The organism is Chitinophaga polysaccharea (assembly GCF_902150045.1).
Lineage (GTDB): Bacteria > Bacteroidota > Bacteroidia > Chitinophagales > Chitinophagaceae > Chitinophaga > Chitinophaga polysaccharea_A.
In genome coordinates this window covers 1,948,093-1,968,012 of sequence record NZ_CABFVU010000001.1, presented here as the reverse complement: position 1 = coordinate 1,968,012, position 19,920 = coordinate 1,948,093, and the positions used below count along the sequence as shown (strand labels likewise).

Sequence of the window (19,920 nt, the reverse complement as noted above, 5' to 3'; positions counted from 1 at the left end):
GGTAGGAATTATTTGTTAACCCAGGGTAAACAACAAACAATATAATATAACCTTAACGTACCTACGAAAAATAGCCCCGCCTTTAAAGGCAGGGCATGCAGGAAGTTCATCAAATATGTTTAATAAATTACGATTTTAAAAGTCCCGTCCGTTAGAGGTTTTTCTGTTTCACCACTTATTAATACACCAGAGAAAGTACCCTCCGCGTGTTTACTATTAATGCCAGTTATAATTACTTTGATGTTTTTGCCCAGGTAACCGGGTTCCTTTTCCTGGATGTTCATCAGCGACATTTCCACATCTTCAGTATAAGTGCCGGCTTTCAGGGAATCAGGGAAAGTGATCATCAGTTCCATATGATGCCCGAAGTTGTTGGTAACGCCATCCAGTACCAGCGTTTTCCTGCCGGCGTACACTGTATCGGTAACATAGGCCTCAGTGGCGTTTGACTGGTATTGAGCGCCATCCAGTTTAAAGGAAAAGATACTGGATGGGGTGATCCCGGTTTTTTTATCACAGGAACAGAAAACCGTTCCTATAGCAGCAATAACGGCTACCATGAAGAGTTTCATTCTCATAACACTATAATTTAGGTATGCCGCTCTACAGGAATGAAACCAGTGCCGGCTGCTTTGTGCGCCGCCGGCCTTAGTCAGTTTAGCATAGGATACTGGTTAGATTCTGTTGGCATAGGGATAATATGGATGCAATATATATAAATATTTATTAATTAAATAAAATATATATGGATATAGAGTTAATTTATTGTTTCTTCATACATGCAATCACTTACAGGGGTTCTAACGGAGCCGGACTTGTGTATTTTTGCAGATACCCGGAAGTTCAGGCACAATTAACACTTTTTTGCGGCCGAATTGCGTATTATTACGGGGTTACTGAATAATTAAACAGAAGCACATTATGTCATCGGAAGTAATAAAGCAATTACAGGAGGCGGTGCAGTTTTCACCGGAGAATGTGCCTTTACGTATGCACCTGGCGCAGGTACTGCTACAGGATTATGAGTATACTGCCGCAGAAGAACAATACAGGAAAGTACTGGAGTTGTCGTCATCCAATACTGCAGCGCAGCTCGGTTTGGCGCGCACTTTTTACCATCAGCATAAATATTCCGCAGCCATTGTGGTACTTGAGCAGCTGGAGAGCCGTGAACCGGATCATTTTGATGCCCTGCTGCTGCATTGCCGTATCCTGGTAAAGGAGCAATCCATGCCGGCTGCAAAAGAAATATACCAGCATTTACTGCAAATTAACCCGGGCTTCCGCGACGAGGCGCTGGACGGGCTTTTCAGGGTGGCTCAGCAACCATCCCCTTCCTTTAACGGGGAAGATGAGGACGAGGAAGAAAGCGAAAGCTTATTCATGCTCGAGAAACCGGAAATCAATTTTTCAGATGTAGGTGGTATGGAAAGGGAAAAGCAGGAAATAGATCTGAAGATCATCAAGCCCCTGCAGTTCCCTGATCTCTATAAAGCTTATGGGAAAAAGGCCGGCGGCGGTATTTTATTATATGGCCCTCCGGGATGTGGTAAAACATATCTTGCAAAAGCTACGGCCGGGCAAATTCAGGCAGAATTTATCAACGTAGGTATTCATGATGTGCTGGATATGTGGGTGGGCACCAGTGAGAAAAACCTCCACAGCCTTTTTGAGCTGGCACGTCGGAGTAAACCCTGTGTACTGTTTTTTGATGAGGTAGATGCTTTAGGCGCTAACCGCTCCGCACTCCGGCAGTCGGGTGCAACGCATATTATTAACCAGTTCCTGGCCGAAATGGATGGCATTGCCGCCAGCAATGAGAACATTCTTATTATTGGCGCTACTAATGCTCCCTGGAGCCTGGACCCGGCATTCCGCCGCCCCGGCCGTTTCGACCGGATCATTTTCGTAGCACCACCGGAAACAGAAGACAGGGAAGAGATCCTGAAACTGCAGTTACGTAATAAACCCGTGAGCGATATTAATTACAATGCACTTGCAAAGGCCACCCCGGGCTATTCCGGGGCCGACCTGAAAGCGATTGTGGATATTGCTACAGAAGAAAAACTGCTGGAAGCCCTGCAAAAGGGAGTGCCACAGCCTATTACACAGAAAGAATTATTAAAAGCCGCTAAAACACATAAACCCACCACAAGGGAATGGTTTAATACTGCCCGTAATTATGCGCTGTATTCAAATGAAACCGGTCTTTATGATGATGTTTTGAAATACCTGGATATTAAGAAATAACGATTATGGCTGTATTAATTCAGCGCGCCCAGATTCTTGTACAACAAGGCCGCTTTGAAGATGCCTTCGCCGCATTGCGCCAGCACCTGAGTACTAATGCCCACGATACCGACGGATTATACCTGCTGGCAATTTGCTACATGGAAACAGGCAATACCGCGGAAGCTTCACAGATAGCCGGCAATACCCTCAGCTTTGCGCCATACGACGATCGTTTCCTGTACCTGCTGGCCAGGATCGCTTTTGCAAAGAACCAGTTTAATGAAGCCATCAGAACCATCAGCAATGCAGTGGCAATAAACCCTTACCGGGTAAATTATTTTGCCATGTGGAGCCAGATCCTGCTGTCGAAGAAAGAATACGAGGCGGCCCTTCACAAGGCGGAAGAAGGACTGGCTATTGAGCCGGAAGATGAGGCCTGTCTTAATCTCCGCTCCCATGCCCTGTTTCGGCTGGGTAAGAAGGAGGAAGCCTTTTCCAATTTACATGAGGCATTGGAGCATAATCCTGAAAATGCATACACGCATGCCAACCTCGGGCAGAAGTGGCTGGAGGCCGGTGATCACCGGAAATCGCTGGAGCATTTCAGGGAGTCTCTGAAACTGGACCCTACCAATGAATGGGCGCGGCAAGGCATGGTACAGGCCATGAAAGCCAGGTACTGGCTGTACCGGCAATTCCTGAACTACGCTTTTTTCATGGCGCGACAAAAAGCGCGCACACAGTGGATCATTATCATTGCCATTTTTATACTTACACAAATTGCCAGCCAGGTGTTTTTCCCGGTGTATGTGCTGCTGGCATTCCTGGCGCTTTCCACCTGGCTGATTACGCCTGTAAGTAACCTCTTCCTTCGCCTGAACCCATACGGCAGGTATGCGCTCAGCAAAGAACAGACACAGGTATCCAATGTAGTGGGTATATTGTTATGCGTATCGCTGGCCGCCGGTGTGGCGTTCCTGTTCACCCACCTGCAGGGGTTACTGGCGCTGTGTCTTTGCAGCGGTATTATGTTGCTGCCGGCTGCAGGGTTTTATATACCCGAAAGTAAAAGAAACCGCCGGATCATTACCTGGTATACAGCCACACTGGCGCTTTTGGGCGTGCTGGGTGTTGTGCTGGCATTCGTTATAAACGATGCCTTTAATATAGTAGTTACAGCTATGCTGATTGGTGTATTCCTGTACCAGGTGCTGGCAAATTATATTCTTACAAGAGAAGGATAGTTATAAAGAAAGAATCCTGCCGCTGAAACGGCAGGATTCTTTCTTTATAACTTAAACGTATCTACGTAATTAAGCATCAATTTTCGCATATTTCGCATGTGATTCAATGAATGCCCTGCGTGGAGGAACTTCATCGCCCATCAGCATACTGAATACGCGGTCTGCTTCTGCAGCACTTTCAATAGTTACCTGTTTCAGCGTACGTTGTTCAGGGTTCATGGTAGTATCCCACAGCTGTTCTGCGTTCATCTCACCCAAACCTTTATAACGCTGAATGGTCACACTGTCTTCCTTACCACCTGCGGCGAGCCTTATAGTCGCTTCCTTACGCTGTTCTTCTGTCCAGGCGTAAGTCTGCTCTTTACCTTTCTTTACAAGATAAAGTGGTGGCTGGGCAATGTATACATAACCCTGTTCTACCATTGCTTTCATATAACGGAACACAAAGGTGAGGATCAGGGTGGCAATGTGGCTACCATCCACGTCGGCATCCGTCATGATGATGAGCTTGTGGTAGCGTAATTTGGAAAGGTTCAGTGCTTTATCATCCTCTTCTGTACCAATGGTTACCCCCAGTGCAGTGAAGATGTTTTTGATCTCATTGTCTTCGTAAATTTTGTGCTCCATGGCTTTCTCCACGTTGAGGATTTTACCCCTCAGCGGCAGGATGGCCTGGAAGTTACGGTTACGGCCCTGTTTGGCTGTACCACCCGCGGAATCTCCTTCCACAAGGTACAGTTCACATTTAGCAGGATCGTTGTCGGAGCAATCGGCCAGTTTACCGGGTAAACCGCTACCTGTCATCACGCTTTTGCGCTGTACCAGCTGACGGGCTTTACGGGCAGCTTCACGGGCCTGTGCGGCAAGTACTACCTTATTGATTACCGTTTTAGCTTCGCGCGGATTCTCTTCCAGGAAAGCATCCAGTACGGCAGCTACAGAACTGTCCACCACACCCATTACATCGGAGTTACCGAGTTTGGTTTTGGTTTGTCCTTCAAACTGCGGCTCGGGTACTTTCACGCTGATAATAGCGCTCAGGCCTTCACGGAAGTCATCTCCGGTAACTTCTACCTTCGATTTCTCGAACATTTTATTTTTATCACCATAAGATTTGAATACACGGGTAATAGCACGGCGGAAGCCGGCTACGTGCGTACCTCCTTCAATGGTGTTGATATTATTTACATAAGAGAAGATGTTTTCGCTGAAAGCATCATTATAAACCAGCGCTACTTCAACGGCAACATTGGATGCCGCATCATGTGCTTCCACGTAAATAGGAGCCGGTAACAGTGGGTTACGGCGGCCACTTTTATCCAGCATCTGGATAAACTCGCGGATACCACCTTCACTATAGAAGGTTTCAACAAAGAAGTTACCTTCTTCATCTTTTTCGCGTTCATCAGTTAAAGTGATCTTGATCTTACGGTTCAGGTAAGATAACTCGCGCAAACGACCCGCCAGGATCTCCCGGTTATAGGTGGTTTCCTTGAATATTTCGCCATCCGGCTTGAAGTGCGTAGTAGTGCCGGTTGCGTTACTGGTACCGATTTCACGTACTGAATATTGCGGTATACCACGGTGATATTCCTGTTCAAATAATTTGCCTTCCCGTTCTACTGTCACATGCAGCCGGTCACTCAGGGCGTTCACACAACTTACACCCACACCGTGCAGACCACCAGACACCTTATAGGTGTTCTTGTCAAATTTACCACCGGCGTGAAGTACTGTCATTACCACTTCAAGGGCAGAACGGCCTTCTTTCGGGATAATGCCGGTAGGAATACCACGGCCATCATCCTTCACCCGGATAGAGTTATCTTCCAGGATAGTAACTTCGATGTTTTTGCAGTACCCGGCGAGGGCTTCATCTATAGAGTTATCTACTACCTCATAAACAAGGTGGTGGAGCCCCTTGATGCCAATATCGCCGATATACATGGCCGGACGCTTCCTAACGGCTTCCAGTCCTTCCAATACTTGTATACTCCCTGCATCATATCCGTTGCTGCTGGGGCTGGGTGCTTGCACTAATTCTTCGCTCATATGTTGGTGTAAAATCTATTAGAAATAAAATCGGTAGACAATCATGCAAAAATACGAAAAATAAGCCTTATTTCCACAAAAGAAGGGCTGTTTTTATGCGGGGAAGACCCATCATTTTTCCCCTTAGAGATTTCCGGCGCCAGCAATGTCTTTTACGCCTGTAAATAAAGTTTTCCACACCAAGTTAAAAAAGGATTTCTGGATGTCGCGGGTATAAGTAACATTGGCGGTCCGGGCATTTTCCCCTTTTTCAGGGTTTTCGGATTTGATTACCAATGCATTGGCCACCAGGCTGATGAGCCCTTTCCTTTTAAATCCTTTATGATCTGCATTTTGCTTTAAAACGGCAATTTTAAGATTTTGGTACAACAGCTTTACAAAGGCACTGGCCCGCCGTTCATCACCTTTAATATTAAAGGTGAGATCCCGGATATCACAAGATCTGATTTCAATTTTACCCATCGGCTGGGTCACAACATTCAGATCTTTGCCATTCATGTTATTCAGCCTGCCGGAAACGCCAAACCTGCCGTTCTTATCGTTTAACAGGAAATCGAACCGGGCGGTGAGCTTGCCGCTTTTCAGAAATACAGCATCAAAGTCTGCAATAAGATGATTGTTTTTAGCCACCAGGCTGTCGATATTTGTGATATTCCGGAACCGGCCGTGTATATGGCTGAAGTTAATGTACCCGGTTTGTTCCGTTACCGGGCTTAGTTCTGTATACTGTAAGTTGATATTATTGCCGGTGAGGGTGTCGATATAGACAGGGACTTTAAGTTTGGCCAGCAACTGATGGGGGTATTGTCCCAGCTTATTGCCGGGTGGCATTGGCAGCATGCGGTTCCTGTAGATGTCCAGTTTACCGCTTTTAATATTTACCCGCTCGGCCCAAACCTGTTGCTCCTGTAAAAGCAGCCGGGGATTGAGATTGTGCAGGCTGATATCATTGAACACCACTTCAAACCGGTCCTGCTGTACGCCCGTCTTTTTCTGGAAGGCGACCCTGTCGTACCGCGGCTGCAGTTCAAACTGGCCTATGTGGAGAGTGCGTAAAGCCGCATCATAACGGATCCCGCGAACATACATCCAGTAAAGGCTATCCCTTGTTCTGTTCATATAATCCTTCATCCCGATCTCATAATTGCGGGCATATAAAAAGCGGGTGGGGTCATCCAGGGCCACTGAGTCGATCAGGAAATCATTGATCCGGATCCGCAGGTTGTGGAATTGATGAATAACACGCGACGAATCTTTCCGGGTAAAGATATACTTGAAGTTGGTGCTGTCCAGTACCAGCTTGCCTATGAAAATGGATTTCATTTTGGCAGAAATGTTCTGGTAAGCCGTTCTTGGGGCGCTGGTATCTTTTACAGTGGCATTTTGCTCCATAATTACACTTGGACCGCTTACTGTAAGCACCCCCGCGCTGAGGTCCCTTCCAAAAAAATAGCGCCAGGGCTTAAAATATTTGAGCTCCAGCCGGTCTACGCTGATGGTGTATATATCGGCGGGCGCTTTCTGTTGGGCCAGCAGGCGCTGATATACCAGGGAATCGGCCGTCATACTGGCTTTATCTATAGTGATGCTGCCCGACAGTACGTCGAGATGAAGATCTTTGAACTTCACGGTATAAAGACTATCGGACAAATCACTCACATAGCCCTGCAGCTCCCGCTTCAGCAGGTTATTCCAATGTTGGTTGAGATACCAGCCGGTGGCCAGTATCAACAAGATAAGTATACCGGCAACTGCGAGTATGATTTTGACCAGTCTGCGGATATTAAAGCCAATTTTTGCCATCAGTAAAGCCTAAACGAAATTTATACCAATTACTTCAACGGTTTGAACCCGGAAATGGAGGCAGGGTTTGTAAGTGTATTGTCAAAACATATTTGTTTAAAAAACGAATCCCTAAATTTGTGACTTCTATAACAGCTCGGCGTTAAAAAACAGATAAAGTGAAAGAAATACAGGAAATATTGTCTTTGGCCATTCCGCAGCCCGCGATGAGCGATCAGTTAAGGCTGGCGGAGCAGGATAGTGTGTCGGTGCCAGACTGTCTCGATTTTACATTACAACGTTTTACATATGACAAACCATTACCCGTTGAAGACGTGGCAATGGTTATTTACCAGCCAGCCAAAAGAGGGCAATCGGCTGCTATTGAGCTCCGTTATTGTGTGGCCGGCAGTAAATATTGTAAAAACCCTTCCTGTACAGACCAGCTTTGTGCTGAAGGTAAAAAGGAAGCCTGCAATGACAGGGTACCATCAGTAGACCTGATCACCGTTAGGTTCCAGCCAGCGTTTATACAATCCCTGCAAAAAGGTACCACAACATTCTCTTTATTTGAAAACCAGTCCCGCAAGCCGTTTGTGAAAACCATTCAGCCGTGTACGAAGTCTAAATCCGTACTGGAAACAATGGTGCACCACGACTATGAGGGCATCCTGAAGAATATATTCCTGCAAAGCCGTGCACTGGACCTGTTATTATACAGTTCCGACCAGTTTATGCAGAATGACACCGATGAACGCTATGGTTGCCGCTTCCTCACTCACCTGGAAGACCGCGAAAAAATAGAAAATGCCCGTAGCATCCTGCTGGAACAACTGGATTCGCCGATCACCATCAGGGACCTGGCCCGCCGCGTAGCCATGAATGAATGTTACCTGAAGAAAGGCTTCAAAGCCATGTATGGTACCACTATTTATGACTATTTCCAGAAAGAGAGAATGGAAAAGGCTAAAGGCCTGCTCTATGAAAAAGGTATGTCTGTATCAGAAGTTGCCATGCTGATGGGATACTCCTGTATCTCCCATTTCTCCACAGCCTTTAAAAAGCATACAGGGCTGAAGCCTTGTGAACTGCTGCTGCGTTAAAAACTGCTGCTCCACTTTTATTTTCCTCATCTCCCATTAGAGAGGATATTGCTGTGTTAGGAATAACAAAGCTATATTCATATGACTTATAAATCATTTGTTTAAGTCTTAGCCACCACAAAGAAACCGGCCTTATTTTCCCTTTTCGATCATTTGTTTTCCCGAATTGAAAAACAGAAAATAAAATATAGGTGTTTCTTTGTAACACGATAGGCAAATATCTATTTGCGTTTCCTATAAGCTTCCTTATCAGATTTGACCATGGAAGAAACTTAGCTGGCAAAAGTAAGTAAAGCCATAAATCATACTTGCATGAATATCAAACACCATTGAAGTGCAATATGTCAGAGAAGTTTCTACCAGATTTATAAAGTCGTCCGCTTCTGCGGGCGACTTTTTGTTTTGGGAAAACGCTGCTACCAGACTAAGCCCAGGTGTATCTGTATTACACCGGTAAACAAAACAGCGATAAGCTGGAGATAAGCCAAACTTATTAGGTATGGGTTATCTCTGGCTTATATATGGGGGAATTATGGGTTAAACAGGGAGTATCCATACTGTAGCTATGCTTTGTCCATGCTTTGGGCTGCCCCCGGTACAGAAAATGATCAGCGTTAAAGCCGGAGTTTTTAGCAGGAGCTTACACCTGCAATATATAATATTATTTGTTTGGTTTCAACTGCCTTCTTTGTTTGTTGATATCCGGATGGTTTGTGGAATTTGCGGATTCTACCGTTGGAAAAAGTTCCCATATTGTGAAACGGGGAACTGGTAAAATAAAATGTAAGGAGTTCTAACAAATGAAAAACCCCGCCCAAAAGAGCAGGGTCTGTCCTATTTATCCCTATACCTATGAAATACGTGTTTGTGTTATTCAGTGATGGTACCAGCTTCATTCAGCAACACTGCCTTGTCCGTACCATTATCCTGAATATTGATTTTGTAGTATGCAGCTACATCTGATCTCTCAATTTTCCAGCCATCTTTTATGGTTGCCGCCGGATATTTTGTTTTCAGTGTACCAGCCACTGATTCCGGGAGGTTTTGAGCATCATATGCGCTTCTTGTGGCAATCCATTTGCCATCTGCATCATACTCTGCAATAGTGTTTATATTGTCTTTTTGGAAACTTGCTGTCCAATGTCCTGCACTTGTCTTTGTCCACTTAGCAGCTGCTGTTCCCGCAAAATTCTGATCAAAAGAACTTTTAACTGCCTCAGGTGCTTGCACCGCTTTGGCAACTATTTTTGTTTTTTTAACTGATTTTTTTTGCTGTGCAAAAGTTATGCCGGAAGTGAATAGAACCGCGCAAAATATTAACGTCAACTTTTTCATATTCGATATGGTTTTTTCCGTTGGGTTAAAATTAACTACTAGGTTTTTCTAATCTTCCTGGCAAGTTAGCTAAAACAATGCCAAAAACGCTGTTTATTTACTCTTTATTGCAAATTACAAAAAAAATTATAAAAAATATCTGAAAAGCATAGTTTTTAGCAAATATAGCTATTTAGGAGCCAGCGTATTTTCTTAACTTTGCACAATTTTAATCAATTATTGTATAAATAACATCAAAGGGCGGGGAATTGTTTTATGTCCAGCAAATACCAGGAATATAACCAGTTGAATTTACCTCAGATAGAGAAAGATATACTCCAGCACTGGGAGCAGCACCAGGCTTTTGAGAAAAGTGTGGAGGTACGCGATGGCGCCACTCCTTTTGTTTTTTATGAAGGGCCTCCGAGTGCCAACGGTTTGCCGGGTATTCACCATGTTATTTCACGTACTTTGAAAGACCTGGTATGCCGTTATAAAACCATGCGCGGTTATCAGGTAAAACGTAAAGGCGGATGGGACACCCATGGTTTGCCGGTAGAACTGGGAGTAGAGAAAACTTTAGGTATTACCAAGGAAGACATAGGAAAAAAGATCTCTGTAGCCGAATATAATGATACCTGCCGCCGGGAGGTATTAAAATATAAAGATTTGTGGGACGACCTGACCCTTAAGATGGGATATTGGGTTGACCTGAAAGATCCTTATATCACTTTTGAAAATAATTATATTGAAACACTCTGGTGGTGTCTTCAAACGCTTTATAAAAAAGGATTCTTATATAAAAGCGTAAGTATCCAGCCCTACTCTCCCGCAGCCGGTACCGGTTTAAGTTCCCATGAGCTGAATCAGCCAGGCACCTACAAAGATGTAAAGGATACTACTGTGGTGGCTATGTTTAAGGCCCAAAAAGTAGATAACTCACAATTCCTTTTTGACGCTGCCGGATCAGACGAGGTTTTTTTCCTGGCCTGGACCACCACCCCCTGGACCTTACCGTCCAACCTGGGTTTGACTGTAGGCGCCAATATAGAATATGTACTGGTAAATACTTTTAATCCATACACCCACCTTCCGGTGAACGTGGTAATGGCTAAAGTATTACTTGGTAAATATTTTAAGGCAGAAGGAGAAAACGGCGACTTTGCCGCCTATAAGGAAGGGGATAAAATAATTCCCTGGAAAATACTGACCAGCTTTAAGGGCAGCCAGCTTGAAAATATCCGTTATGAACAATTGTTACCATTTGCTCAGCCCGAAGAAGGTGATCCATTCCGGGTGCTGCTGGGCGACTTTGTAACCACAGAAGATGGTACAGGCATCGTTCATACTGCCCCGGCCTTTGGTGCAGATGATAACCGTGTAGGTAAGAAATACGGTATCGGTATTTTGACATTGGTGGACAGATCCGGTAAGTTCACTGATAATGTAGGTGAATTCTCAGGCCGGTATGTGAAGAATTATAAGGATGATCCCGACTACAAAGATGTAGATGTGGATATTGCGGTGAAACTGAAAAAAGAGAACCGCGCGTTCAGAGTGGAAAAGTATGAGCATACCTACCCGCATTGCTGGCGCACCGATAAGCCGGTGTTATATTACCCGCTGGATGCCTGGTTTATTAAAACCACTGCCGTAAAAGACAGGATGGTTGAGCTGAACAAAACCATCAACTGGAAACCAGCCTCCACCGGTACCGGCCGTTTTGGTAACTGGCTGGAAAATATGGTGGACTGGAACCTTAGCCGCAGCCGTTACTGGGGCACACCATTACCGATCTGGCGTACTGAAGATGGCTCAGAAGAGATCTGTATCGGGGGCATTGAGGAACTGAATGCGGAGATCCGTAAAGCCAACCAGGTTTTAGGAGGAGATGTGAATAAGTCCTACCTCCATGAAGGTATTCTCGACCTGCATAAGCCTTATGTAGATGATATTATCCTGGTGAGCCCTTCTGGCAAGCCGATGCGCCGCGAGCCCGACCTGGTGGATGTTTGGTTTGATAGTGGGGCTATGCCTTACGCACAATGGCACTATCCTTTCGAAAACAAGGAGCTGGTAGATAAGGGACAGGCTTTCCCGGCCGATTTTATTGCGGAAGGGGTAGACCAGACCCGTGGCTGGTTTTATACATTGCACGCTCTTGGAGTGATGTTATTCGATAGCGTGGCATATAAAACAGTGGTTTCCAACGGATTGGTGCTGGATGCGAAAGGCCAGAAAATGAGTAAACGCCTCGGTAACGTAGTGAACCCATTTGAAACCATCGAGAAATTTGGAGCAGATGCCACCCGCTGGTACCTGATCACCAATGCTTCGCCCTGGGATAGTTTAAAGTTTGATGTAAAAGGTATAGGAGAAGCACAGCGCAAGCTGTTTGGCACCCTGTATAATACATATAACTTCTTTGCTATGTATGCCAATCTTGATAAGTTTACTTTCAAGGAGGCATATATTCCACTGGAAGAACGCCCGGAAATTGACCGTTGGATCATTTCAGTATTGAACACCCTTATAAAAGATGTGACCAGCAGTTTTGACGACTACGAGCCTACCCAGGCGGGAAGAGCGATAGAGCGTTTTGTGGATGAGCAGCTGAGTAACTGGTACGTACGTTTGTGCCGCCGCCGGTTCTGGAAGGGAGAATACGAGCATGATAAGATCAGTGCTTACCAGACATTATACGAATGTTTGGAAAAAATTACACAATTGATGGCCCCGGTTTCCCCATTTTTCACCGATTGGTTATTTAGCAACCTGAACAGCGTAAGCGGCCGCAATAAAGCGGCTTCTGTCCACCATACTGATTTCCCGGTGATCAATGAAGCTGGGGTAGATGCTGATCTGGAAGAAAGAATGCAGCTGGCCCAGGATATTTCCTCACTGGTATTATCCTTGCGTAAAAAGGTGAACATTAAAGTGCGCCAGCCTCTGCAGAAGATTCTGATCCCTGTAGCCAATGGCCGGATAAAAGAGCAGATAGAATTGGTTGCTGACCTGATAAAAAGTGAGGTCAATGTCAAAGGGATTGATTATCTTACGGAAACGGAGGGTTTTATCAAGAAAAAGATTAAGCCTAACTTCAAGTCCCTCGGTGGTAAAATGGGAGCAAAGATGAAAACCGTGGCAGCCGCTATCAGCGCGTTCACGGAAGCAGAAATTGCCACTATAGAGCGCGACGGCCATTTTAACCTGGTGGTAGAGGGAGAGCAGTTGCAAATCCAGCTTTCCGACGTTGAGATCATTTCAGAAGATATTCCAGGATGGACAGTAGCTAATAAAGGTGCCCTGACGGTAGCGCTGGATATTACTATTACCTCCCAGTTACAGGATGAAGGAAACGCCAGGGAACTGGTGAACCGTATACAAAAAATCCGCAAGGATAGTGATTTTGCATTGACTGACAGAATTGATGTGACAGTTGAAAGTGTAGATACGCTCAAGTCGGCCATTGTGAACTATAATGATTATATTTGCACGGAAATTTTGGCAGATAGTCTGGAATTAGTGGAGCGATTACAGGATGGTACAGAAATAGAGGTAAATGACCTTAAATTTAATGTATTAGTTAACAAAAAAAGCTAATCCCCCATGGCAACAAAAAAGAAGGTTGCTAGTAAAACGACCCAAAAGGCAGCTCCGGCTAAAAAGACTGTAGCGAAGGCATCAACAGCAAAAAAAGCTGCCAAACCTGTTGCTCCGGTGAAGAAAACGGCGCCCGCTCCTAAAAAAGCAGCTGCAAAAGCGGCCCCTGCAAAGGCGGCTTCCAAAGCGGCAGCAAAACCAGCAGCCGGAAAAGCCGTGGTAGCTAAAAGCACTGCCAAAAAAGCCGCTCCGGCGCCTAAAAAAGCAGTGAAAAAGGCCTCTGCCTTACCAAACAGTAAAACAACATCCGTCAAGAAAGTTGCTGTACCTGCGAAATCGACCGTTAAAAAAGAGCCTGCTGTAAAGCAGCGAGTGGTAACGAAAAGTGTTTCCGCTGAAAAAGAGAAACCATTTATTTCTAAGTCAGAAGAAAAAGAACTTAAAACGATGGCAGTAAAGAAAGCAGATACTAAGGTAGAAGTTGCTAAGGAAAAAGAATCCAGCAAGAAAGCAGCGGAGAAGCCTGTTGTTAAGGCTGAAAAATCAGTAAAGGCGGAAAAATCCGAAAAACCCGAAAAACCTGAAAAACCTGAAAAGAAAGGCGGAAAAGCTACCCTGGTAACTTATCAGCCTGAATTTACAAAATCAGTGCTGGACCAACCGGCGCAACCTTCCGGTCCTGTATACAGATACAGTGATTCAGACCTGCAGGAATTCAGAGAATTGATCCAGAAGAAGCTGGAATCAGCTAAAAAGGAGCTCATCTATCTGCAAGGCCTGATCACCCGTAAAGACGAAGCAGGAACTGATGATACAGAAAACAAATACATGAGCATGGAAGATGGCAGCGGCTCACAGGAAAGAGAGCAACTGAACCAGATGGCCAGCCGTCAGATCCAGTTCATTGATCACCTGGAAAAAGCAATGATGCGTATCGAAAACAAAACCTATGGTATTTGCCGCGTAACCGGTAAATTGATAGATAAGGCGCGTCTCAGGGCTGTTCCTCACGCTACATTGAGCATTGAAGCCAAACTGGCTAAAAGTAAATAGTTCTGGTTTTACCAGAACAAGAAAGGCGCAGCGGTTATCCGCGGCGCCTTTTTCTTTTAAGGTGAAATATTTTAACAGGCAGCTACTGCTGCTTTTTTATTGCGTATCTGCCGAACAGCGAAATAAAGTAATCCTGCTCCGGCAATACCAATCAGGCTGCTTACCCCAATAGTACGTGCCTGCTTTTTACTGATAGCCGGTAATTTGATCCCGAATCTTGCCGGACTTGCCTGGGCAATATCAAGCAACGGCGCTAACGACAAGCCACTGATGATTTTATCGGCAACCTTTTCTACAACATTGCCGGGATACTGTGGACAAAAAGCAACGCCGATCCCGGCCTCGCTCAATAACCTGCTGTCCCGTTTTCCATCTCCCACATAAATAATATTCTGGGTATTAATATGATACTGCTCAGCTATGTATGGGAATACATTACTCCGTTCATACTCCTCTCCTTTCATAAAATAATCAGCCACGGTAAATTCGCCGGTGGCCACACTATTGATCAGGTGCAGCTTATTGGCAAATACGAAATCCATTCCCAGCTGATTTTTGATATGGCGTGCTACAGTACCAAATCCATCGGTGATCAGACCAACGGCATAGCCTCTTTTCTTCAGCTCCCGCACTATTTCACGGATACCCGGTAACAGCGGAATAGCATCTGCTACTTCCAGGAGCTCGGCAATATTGCGGCCTTCGAAAAGCGTAGCTTTCAGGTGAAGTGCAGTTACCGGGTCATGCCCGGCAGATTCGATTTCCTGCAATCCTTCCTCCTGGCCAAAGGCTACTGCGGCCCATTGCATGTAATCCTGTGTAAACACGGCATGGTCCAGGTTGAAGATGACCATCTTCTGCAGCTTGTCAATAGACTCCAGGATAGAATACTCCATCTGCTCCCGTATCAGGTTAATATTACCCAGTGTTTCCAGGTTTTCCTGCGGTATATTTTCCGCTTTGCGAAGAATGGTACGCGATACTTCCCTCGACATTTTACTCAGCTGTTCCCATGTTTGCATGGCATTTTCCACCTTGCCGATATTGGCTTCTGTGATACGTGCGCCAAGATGATGCATATCTATCAGCAATCCAATATCCACCCCATAGTCATTTTCAAAATGCACCCGTGAAAGGAATGATTTACGGGCTGCGATCATACCGCTGAGCGGCTGCTGGAAGTGGGCAAGCTCCGGGTATAAGATACTCAGCAGCGGCTTGGCCACCAATTGGGTGACCCTGCCTGCCTGCCTTTCAAAATAGGATTTGACGAAGTCTGCTTCATCTTTTTCAATAGGACCAGTTAAGAGGTCTATAATATTATCAGGATAAGTAAGGATGTCGCCGTCTACATAGGCAATAATATCGTGTTTTGCTGCCATCATCCCTTCACGCATAGATATCCCTTTTCCGCGCTGGCTGCTGGTGATCACTCTCACATGTTCCTTCATGGCCTCTTCCACTGTGTTGTCTGTAGAATTATCATCTACCACAATGATCTCAATTTTCCGGGATGTTTTTTTTACTGTTTTAATAACCTGGCGTATGGTAGCACCTTCGTTTAATACAGGAATTACGATAGATATCATAGGAGTTCGCTATGTTAAAAGGTTAAAAAATAGTGCTGTAAAGAGCTGGTGTTGGCATTATAAGGCCGCTTTAATAACAAAAACCGTACCCATTGCCGGTTTTTTGAGAAGAAGGAAATGTTATGGAAACCCATACAGGGATTGAAAAACGCCGGATGCGCTACCTGTAAAGTAGTTGCATCCGGCGTTTACGTATATTCTTAAACGTTAGTTGTTCCCTATTTGAATTCCTGCATTTCCACCAGTTTGTGGTAGATCCCGTTTTGTTTCAGTAAAGCATCATGCGTACCGCGTTCTTTGATCTCTCCCTGGTCCATTACAATAATTTCGCTGGCATGCTGAATAGTGCTCAAACGGTGTGCAATTACAATAGTGGTGCGGTTTTGCATGAGTTTATCCAATGCAGCCTGTACCAGTTTTTCAGATTCTGTATCCAATGCGGAAGTAGCTTCATCCAGGATGAGAACAGGAGGATTTTTAAAGATAGCCCTGGCAATAGTAAGGCGCTGACGCTGGCCCCCGCTAAGTTTCAGCCCGCGGTCGCCGATAATTGTATCGTAGCCATTATCGAGTTGCTCAATGAATTCGTGCGCATTGGCAATTTTGGCAGCGGCTATAATGGCTTCCCTGTCGGCTTTCGGCTGGCCAAAGGCAATATTATTAAATACGGTATCATTAAACAGGATCGCTTCCTGAGAAACCACGCCGATCAGGTTGCGAAGATCGTGCACCTTCAGGTCGCGTATATCGGTACCGTCTATCCGGATGGCGCCTTCATTCACATCATAGAAGCGGGGTAAGAGGTCGGCCATTGTGGATTTTCCGGCGCCGCTGCGGCCTACCAGCGCTACCATCTGTCCTTTGTGAATAGTAAGCTGGATTTTTTTCAAGACATATTGCTGCTCGTATTTAAAGGACACATTATCGTATTCAACCCTGGTAGTAAACTCACTAACAGGGCTTGCCCCGGGTTTTTCATGAATAGTTACCGGCGCGTCCAGTATTTTAAAAATCCTTTCACTCGCTACCATTCCTTTCTGGATAGTAGTTATAGAAGTAGATACATTCTTTGCCGGCTGCATGATCTGTGAATAGAAAACGAGGTATGTCATGAAAGTAGCGCCGGTAAGCAGTTCGCTGCCGGACAATACCAGGCTTCCGCCGTAAATAACAAGGATAACAATTACAATTACACCCAGTATTTCGGAGATAGGAGAAGCAAGTTCCCGCTGGTTGTACATCGACTTGCTTACTTTCACAAAGCGGTTGTTGACCTCACCGAATTTATTTTTCATAAAACGTTCGGCGGTAAAGGATTGTATGATCCTGATACCGCTTAATGTTTCTTCTGTTACAGATAGAATTTTTCCCAGCAGGTCCTGGCTGAACTTTCCTTTTAATTTTAATTTTTTGGAAACGTAAGATATCAGCAGCCCGGAGATAGGAAAGAATACGATAGTGAACAGGGTAAGCTTTACAGAAAGATAGAACAATGCCGCAAAGTAACCGATGATGATGAAAGGGTCGCGCAACAGTGTTTGTATGGCATTGATCACACTGTTTTCGATTTCCTGTACATCGTTGGTCATGGAAGAAAGCAGGTCGCCTTTCTGCTGTTCGCTGTAAAACGACAGTGATTGCTGGGTGAACTTTTCATAGAGGCGTATACGTAACCTGGAAAGTACGGTCATTTTTAGTCGTACCATTACCCTTGCGCTCATATACCGGCCGAAGTTGGCGATCACAATACATACACCAATCACGGCGCAAACAAAGTAAAGAGCGCTTTGCTTGGAGCCGCTGGCCCTGATAAAGTTATAGAAATAGTAGTTGAACAGGTCTATAAAATAGTTGATAGAGAAAGTAAAATGAGGTTCAGGCAGGGCCTGGGGCACTTCGCCCACCTGGTTGAAAATAACGGTCAGTAGCGGGATCAGCATAGCGAAATTGACCATGCCGAATATGATACCTATAAAAGTATATATAACGTATTCGGGCAGATAATGATGCAAAGGTGTGGCAAATCGTAGTAATCGCTTGAATGTCTTCATGCCTGTTAGTCTGTTTAACTTGCTGGCAAAAATAGCATAATTAAGGTATGAGGGGGTGTAATTGCGGCTATTCTTTGCCGGAAATGGTTAATTTCGCAACTGACGGGCTGCCGGCAGCCGGTTACGGTTTGGCGGCGTGGGGTAATTGTGTTATTATCGTACGCAGACTGTTTTATTAACGATTAAAATTGAAAGAGATGCAGGAAACTAAAAGGCAGAAACAAATAGGACAGCTGGTACAGCAGGAGCTGAGCAGCATTTTCCAGCGTTTAGGATTTAATGTGGTGGAAGGAGGAATGATATCTGTTGCTGCCGTGAAGATGACCCCCGACCTGCTGGAAGCGAAGGTATACCTGAGCATGTTCCAGATCAAAGCGCCTTCGGAGATGCTGGAGCGGATCAAGGAAAGAATGGGCGAGATCAAGAAATTACTGGGAATAGGGCTGGGCAAGCAATTGCGCAGGATACCCGAACTGAGCTTCTTCCTGGACGATACCCTTGATTATGTGTTTAAGATGGAAGAGCTGTTTAAGAAGATCAGGGAGGAGGATGCCAATATCAAAGATGGCAAGAAATAGGGTTACGGATCTTTCATTCTTCATTCGTAATTCAAATACATGGTCTGGCAGTTTGCTTCCCGTTATTTCCGTGCAAAGAAATCTACCAATGCTATCAATATCATTGCCTGGGTAAGTGTGGCAGCAATTGCGGTTGGGGCAGGCGCCCTGATTGTAATTTTGAGTGTATTCAATGGTTTTGAGGGCCTGGTGAAATCCCTTTATTCTTCTTTTTACCCGGCGGTGAAAGTGGCGCCGGCTACGGGTAAAACCATTATTCTTACGCCTGCACAGCTGCAGCAAATATCTGCGGTGCAGGGAGTGACTCACTTTTCCAGGGTAATTGAGGAGAAGGCGGTGCTTCGCTACGGCGACGAGCCAACGATTGCTGTATTGAAAGGTGTGGACAGCAGTTATAATTATGTGACTGATGTGAAGAGCAACATTATCAGAGGGCGTTTTGACACTGGTGATAGTGTGGCCTACCGCGCAGTACTTGGGCTTGAGCTGGAAGGTGCGCTGGGGGTAGATGTAGTACATAGCATCGCCCCTGTTACCGTATATCTTCCCCGGAGAAATGTGAATGCTTTTGTGACCCCCGAAGATGCGCTTAACAACGGGGTGCTGTACCCGGCAGGTACTTTTGCCATACAACAGGAGTTTAACAGCAAATATGTTATTACTAACATAGAATTTTTACGGAACCTGTTGCAGATGGGGCCCGATGAAATGTCGTCGCTGGAAATAGGGATACGGGCAGGGGTAAACGATAACCTGCTGAAGGCGCAACTGGAAAAGTTGCTTGGCAGTAAGTATAAAGTACAAACCCGGTATGAGCAGAACCAATCGCTTTATGCTATTATGCAAACCGAGAAGTGGGCAGTGTATGTGATACTTAGTTTTATCATGATCATTGCTGCTTTTAACATGATAGGTTCGTTATATATGCTGGTGATAGAAAAGCAGAAAGACATCACTATCCTGAAGGCGATGGGCGCGCGTAAGTCGTTGATTATGCGGATATTCCTGGCGGAGGGGCTGATCATTGCCGGTATAGGAACGGCATTGGGCTTCGGCTTGGGAACCACTTTTTGCCTGTTACAGCAGCATTTTGGTATTATCAAGCTGGAGGGAACTTCTTTCCTGGTAGACTCCTATCCTGTTAGCATGCATGCAGCAGATTTTGTACTGGTATTTATTACGATCATGGTGATTGGTATTGCAGCCAGCTGGTACCCGGCCAGAAGGGCGGCGGTGGAAGCGATTACCCTGAAAGCGACCTGATTACCAAATAAAAACATTAAAAAAGGCTGCATGTGAATTCACATGCAGCCTTTTTT

13 protein-coding genes are annotated in these 19,920 nt (G+C 45.3%); 7 read left to right on the top strand and 6 right to left on the bottom strand.

Annotated features, from left to right (window positions below; all coding sequences use genetic code 11):
* Positions 1-119: 119 nt before the first annotated feature.
* Entirely contained in the window at positions 120-578 is a 459-nt protein-coding gene (locus tag FN124_RS07940) for a hypothetical protein (protein WP_142684193.1), read from the bottom strand.
* Positions 579-921: 343 nt separating this feature from the next.
* Between FN124_RS07940 and FN124_RS07935 the strand changes: the two genes are divergently transcribed.
* Together FN124_RS07935 and FN124_RS07930 are read left to right on the top strand one after the other, a co-directional pair.
* Positions 922-2,250, top strand: a complete 1,329-nt coding sequence (locus FN124_RS07935; RefSeq protein WP_142684192.1) for an ATP-binding protein — start codon at positions 922-924, stop codon at positions 2,248-2,250.
* 5 nt (positions 2,251-2,255) lie between these two features.
* The gene (locus tag FN124_RS07930) at positions 2,256-3,476 is read left to right on the top strand and encodes a tetratricopeptide repeat protein (protein ID WP_142684191.1); all 1,221 of its coding nucleotides are present in this window, start codon (positions 2,256-2,258) and stop codon (positions 3,474-3,476) included.
* A 69-nt stretch (positions 3,477-3,545) separates the two neighbouring features.
* Here the strand turns inward: FN124_RS07930 and gyrB are convergent, their stop codons facing one another.
* Positions 3,546-5,528 carry a DNA topoisomerase (ATP-hydrolyzing) subunit B gene (gyrB, locus tag FN124_RS07925; RefSeq protein ID WP_142684190.1) on the bottom strand — a complete coding sequence of 661 codons (1,983 nt, stop codon included), beginning with the start codon at positions 5,526-5,528 and terminating at the stop codon, positions 3,546-3,548.
* Positions 5,529-5,651: 123 nt separating this feature from the next.
* Positions 5,652-7,331, bottom strand: coding sequence for an AsmA family protein (locus FN124_RS07920; RefSeq protein ID WP_142684189.1), 1,680 nt, complete (start codon positions 7,329-7,331; stop codon positions 5,652-5,654).
* Positions 7,332-7,489: 158 nt separating this feature from the next.
* Here FN124_RS07920 and FN124_RS07915 point away from each other — a divergent pair, with 158 nt between their 5' ends.
* Positions 7,490-8,413 carry a helix-turn-helix domain-containing protein gene (locus FN124_RS07915; protein WP_142684188.1) on the top strand — a complete coding sequence of 308 codons (924 nt, stop codon included), beginning with the start codon at positions 7,490-7,492 and terminating at the stop codon, positions 8,411-8,413.
* 870 nt (positions 8,414-9,283) lie between these two features.
* Here the strand turns inward: FN124_RS07915 and FN124_RS07910 are convergent.
* Positions 9,284-9,748, bottom strand: a complete 465-nt coding sequence (locus tag FN124_RS07910; protein ID WP_142684186.1) for a PepSY-like domain-containing protein — start codon at positions 9,746-9,748, stop codon at positions 9,284-9,286.
* Positions 9,749-10,003: 255 nt separating this feature from the next.
* Between FN124_RS07910 and ileS the strand changes: the two genes are divergently transcribed.
* Both ileS and FN124_RS30855 read left to right on the top strand, forming a co-directional pair.
* Complete coding sequence (gene ileS, locus FN124_RS07905; RefSeq protein ID WP_142684185.1) at positions 10,004-13,330, top strand: isoleucine--tRNA ligase; 3,327 nt, start codon at positions 10,004-10,006, stop codon at positions 13,328-13,330.
* A gap of 6 nt (positions 13,331-13,336) precedes the next feature.
* Positions 13,337-14,383, top strand: coding sequence for a TraR/DksA family transcriptional regulator (locus FN124_RS30855; protein WP_185937127.1), 1,047 nt, complete (start codon positions 13,337-13,339; stop codon positions 14,381-14,383).
* Positions 14,384-14,454: 71 nt separating this feature from the next.
* Here FN124_RS30855 and FN124_RS07890 read toward each other — a convergent pair whose 3' ends face one another.
* Together FN124_RS07890 and FN124_RS07885 are read right to left on the bottom strand one after the other, a co-directional pair.
* The gene (locus tag FN124_RS07890; RefSeq protein ID WP_142684184.1) at positions 14,455-15,972 is read right to left on the bottom strand and encodes a glycosyltransferase; all 1,518 of its coding nucleotides are present in this window, start codon (positions 15,970-15,972) and stop codon (positions 14,455-14,457) included.
* A gap of 218 nt (positions 15,973-16,190) precedes the next feature.
* A complete protein-coding gene (locus tag FN124_RS07885; RefSeq protein ID WP_142684183.1) occupies positions 16,191-18,023 on the bottom strand; it encodes an ABC transporter ATP-binding protein in 1,833 nt (610 codons plus the stop codon).
* 197 nt (positions 18,024-18,220) lie between these two features.
* Between FN124_RS07885 and rbfA the strand changes: the two genes are divergently transcribed.
* Both rbfA and FN124_RS07875 read left to right on the top strand, forming a co-directional pair.
* Positions 18,221-18,601 (top strand): 30S ribosome-binding factor RbfA, encoded by a 381-nt coding sequence (rbfA, locus tag FN124_RS07880; RefSeq protein ID WP_142684182.1) that lies wholly within the window; start codon positions 18,221-18,223, stop codon positions 18,599-18,601.
* 39 nt (positions 18,602-18,640) lie between these two features.
* Positions 18,641-19,864 (top strand): FtsX-like permease family protein, encoded by a 1,224-nt coding sequence (locus tag FN124_RS07875; RefSeq protein WP_142684181.1) that lies wholly within the window; start codon positions 18,641-18,643, stop codon positions 19,862-19,864.
* Positions 19,865-19,920: the final 56 nt, after the last annotated feature.

What these genes read in the sequence shown, in the direction of transcription:
- FN124_RS07940 (WP_142684193.1), bottom strand. Translation starts at nt 578, where the DNA reads ATGAGAATGAAACTCTTCATGGTAGCCGTTATTGCTGCTATAGGAACG.
- FN124_RS07935 (WP_142684192.1), top strand. Translation starts at nt 922, where the DNA reads ATGTCATCGGAAGTAATAAAGCAATTACAGGAGGCGGTGCAGTTTTCA.
- FN124_RS07930 (WP_142684191.1), top strand. Translation starts at nt 2,256, where the DNA reads ATGGCTGTATTAATTCAGCGCGCCCAGATTCTTGTACAACAAGGCCGC.
- gyrB (WP_142684190.1), bottom strand. Translation starts at nt 5,528, where the DNA reads ATGAGCGAAGAATTAGTGCAAGCACCCAGCCCCAGCAGCAACGGATAT.
- FN124_RS07920 (WP_142684189.1), bottom strand. Translation starts at nt 7,331, where the DNA reads ATGGCAAAAATTGGCTTTAATATCCGCAGACTGGTCAAAATCATACTC.
- FN124_RS07910 (WP_142684186.1), bottom strand. Translation starts at nt 9,748, where the DNA reads ATGAAAAAGTTGACGTTAATATTTTGCGCGGTTCTATTCACTTCCGGC.
- ileS (WP_142684185.1), top strand. Translation starts at nt 10,004, where the DNA reads ATGTCCAGCAAATACCAGGAATATAACCAGTTGAATTTACCTCAGATA.
- FN124_RS30855 (WP_185937127.1), top strand. Translation starts at nt 13,337, where the DNA reads ATGGCAACAAAAAAGAAGGTTGCTAGTAAAACGACCCAAAAGGCAGCT.
- FN124_RS07890 (WP_142684184.1), bottom strand. Translation starts at nt 15,972, where the DNA reads ATGATATCTATCGTAATTCCTGTATTAAACGAAGGTGCTACCATACGC.
- FN124_RS07885 (WP_142684183.1), bottom strand. Translation starts at nt 18,023, where the DNA reads ATGAAGACATTCAAGCGATTACTACGATTTGCCACACCTTTGCATCAT.
- rbfA (WP_142684182.1), top strand. Translation starts at nt 18,221, where the DNA reads ATGCAGGAAACTAAAAGGCAGAAACAAATAGGACAGCTGGTACAGCAG.
- FN124_RS07875 (WP_142684181.1), top strand. Translation starts at nt 18,641, where the DNA reads ATGGTCTGGCAGTTTGCTTCCCGTTATTTCCGTGCAAAGAAATCTACC.